1 protein-coding gene is annotated in these 3,081 nt (G+C 44.2%); it reads right to left on the bottom strand.

From position 1 onward, the window contains the following. A partial coding sequence (locus tag EKM80_RS11335) for an NEAT domain-containing protein (RefSeq protein ID WP_164509554.1) occupies nt 1–2,858 on the bottom strand: 2,858 nt, incomplete at its 3' end. Nucleotides 2,859–3,081 lie beyond the last annotated feature (223 nt).

The raw sequence follows: 3,081 nt of genomic DNA, 5'->3' as shown, positions 1-3,081 counted from the left end.
GACGAACTTGACGAACTTGACGAACTTGACGAACTTGACGAACTTGACGAACTTGACGAGCTAGGTGTATCTGGCTGGCTTGGCGTCGTATTATCTGTGTACAAGACTTGACCAAACTTCACCCGCGCCTGCTCAGTCAGTACAAATGTTGGTATGGTTGGGGCTGGCGTAATCTTCATCATTGCCGGCACAATGGCTGTGGCAAAATTATCATCGACAGTGAAAGTTAAATCACCAGTATCTGCTGTTGTATTACTAAGTTTAGCCGCTTGATCACCTAGACTAAATGCCGCAACAGTTGCCGCATTTTTGATTAAATGCAGCGTTACAGTCACTGTCTTGCCAGCAACTTTAACGGTTGCTGTTGGCGCAAAGAACCCTGCTGATACAGAAAGTGCATCACTATCAGCTTTTAAAATTGAAGCTGCTACTTCATACGTTCCATCGACTAAATGGTTGGGATTGAAGGTTGCCGTGTTGGTTGCCGCTGGCGGCGTCGTTGTTTCATTTCCTTGACTTGAATCCGTTGGTTTAGTCGTTGGTTGCTCATCAGTTGTACTGTCCGTTTTAGATGCTGCATACAAGGCAGTCCCAAACTTAATCTTAGCTGTTTCCGCCATTGGTTGCGGCATGCCAGGAACGGCAATCGTCATTGTTGCCGGTACGATAGCATTGGCAAACTGCTGATCAACGTCAAAGGTCAAATCCATACTGTCTGTTGTTTGGTTGCTGATTGTTGCTGACTGATTATTTAAACCAAATGCCGCGATCATTGAGGCCCCAGCAACGACATGTAACGTTACTTTAACTTTTTTATCAGTTACTGTTACAATCGCTGTTTTAGCAAAATAATCAGCTGAATGCGATGGCGTCACCCCGTCAGTCTTCAAAATTGAGACATCCGTTTGATAAGTGCCATCACTTAATTTATTTGGATCAAAAGTTGGTAAATTTGTAGCGCTGCTGTCAGTCGACTGCTGACCAGAACCAGTTGACGTTGACTCACTACTACTAGATGCTGCGCTACTGTCCTTAGATTCACTGCTCGAGCTACTTGATGCCTTACTACTTTCCTTGGATTCACTGTTCGAGCTGCTTGGTGCCTTGCTACTTTCCTTGGATTCACTACTTGAGTTGCTTGATGCCTTGCTGCTTTCCTTGGATTCACTGCTCGAGCTGCTTGATACTTTACTGCTTTCCTTGGATTCACTGCTCGAGCTACTTGCTGAGCTCTCATTTGTAGCTGGTTTATCAGTTGCAGGTGCGACGTACAAGGCTTGGCCAAATTTAACCCGCGCCTGTTGGGACATTGTCTTATTGATTGCCGTCACTGTGATCATCATAGCTGCAGGCACAATAGCTGTTTGGTAGTTACTATCAACGGTAAACGTCAAGTCGGCCGTGCCGCCATTCACGTTAGTCGCTGTCGCCAATTGATCGCCTAATTTAAAATCTGTAATCAGCGCAGCATTTTTAATAACATGTAAGGTGACTTTGATTTTGTCACCGGAAACAGTTACCGTTGCTATTGGAGCAAAGTAACTTGCTGCCGCGGAGGCTGCGTCAGAATCGGCTTTTAAAATAGCTACTGGCGTTTGGTAGGTTCCATCGGCTAAACGCGTTGGATCGAACGCTGGTAATTCTGATGTCGTATCAGTTGCGGTTGGTTCAGTAGTCGTTGGTGCAACATACAACGCCTGGCCAAATTTAATTCGTGCTGGCTCCTCCAGTGTAATTGCCGGCATAGTTGGCACTGGGGTGATCGTCATATTTGCCGCTACAGTTGCATCTTTAAAGGTGTCATCCACCGTAAATGTTAAATCAGCAGTAGCGGTTGTTCGATTGCTGATTTGTGCCGTCTGGTCACCTAAACTAAATGACGACACCGTAGCTGCATTTTTAATTAAATGTAACGTAACCGTCGCTTTTTTATCCGCTACAACAACTGTTGCAGTTGGGGCAAAGAAGCCGGCCGCAACTGACGCTGCATCTGTGTCTGCTTTTAATACAGACATTGCAACTTCATAAGTACCATCCGCTAAATGCGCTGGATCAAAAGTTGTTGTTGGCTCAGTTACAGTTGCTGGTTCAGTTGTTTTTTCTGATTCTGTCTTAGCGTCAGAACCACTCGTTGCTGTCTTCGATTCGCTTGTTGCCTTTGACTCACTTGCTACCACTGCTGATTCAGTCTTAGCTGATGATGTGGCCGCAGATTGTTGCGCCACGCTCGATTCAGCAGGACTGCTGGCAACGGTTGAGCTTGAGCTAGCGGCGGTACTCGTCTGCGTCGTCTGGCTACTGGCGGCGCTACTGCTAGTTGCCGCAGAACTAATAGCTGAGCTGCTTTCCGCCACCGCCGGCTGATCTAATTGAACGACTTTTAACGTGCTGGTATCAGGCTTGATATCCATTTTTTCCGCCATACCAGCCCCAACTTTAATATTCAATGATAAAGTTGTTGCCGCCGTTAAATTCGCCACTGTAAACGTTAAATCTTCCGTTGCAGCTGACTGATTGCTAACGGTCACCGGCTGATCATCGCTAACTGTTTTAATATCCGTCAACATGTTCGCGCTAGATTTAACATGTAGGGTTAATTGCATTTGGTGATTCTTTACGCTTAATTTAGCTGTCTTATCGATAAAAGTTTGGGCCATAGAAGCTGCTGTTGTGCCTGTCTTCAATGCTGGTGCATCGATGGTATATTCTCCATCAGCTAAATTACTTGGATCTAATGCTGTTGTACTGGTCTGTTCCGCAGCAGACACTGCTGTTGATGTCAATACACCAACGCTTGGCGCAATTGCACCAAAAAGTAATACACCAACGGATAAATATGTAAATAGGTGCCTTTTCATAGTCTGTTTCCCCCAACTAATTTTATACAAAAATGTAACCTTATCGCAATGTTAAGCTTATCTTAATAAAGTCAATTAAAGCATATTTTGTTACCGCATTCAATCGTTTCTCCAACTAAATATATATTTTTGTATATATTTTAGTGAACCAGTAAATTATATTTTATACCCAAATTGTCAAATCAAGTGCAACAGTATCGACCTATTCTTATAAATTGGTATA

The sequence above is a fragment of the Loigolactobacillus jiayinensis genome (assembly GCF_003946445.1).
Classification (GTDB): Bacteria; Bacillota; Bacilli; order Lactobacillales; family Lactobacillaceae; genus Loigolactobacillus; species Loigolactobacillus jiayinensis.
The sequence above is the reverse complement of the archived record's forward strand: the minus strand, read 5'-3'. Positions and strand labels throughout refer to the sequence as shown.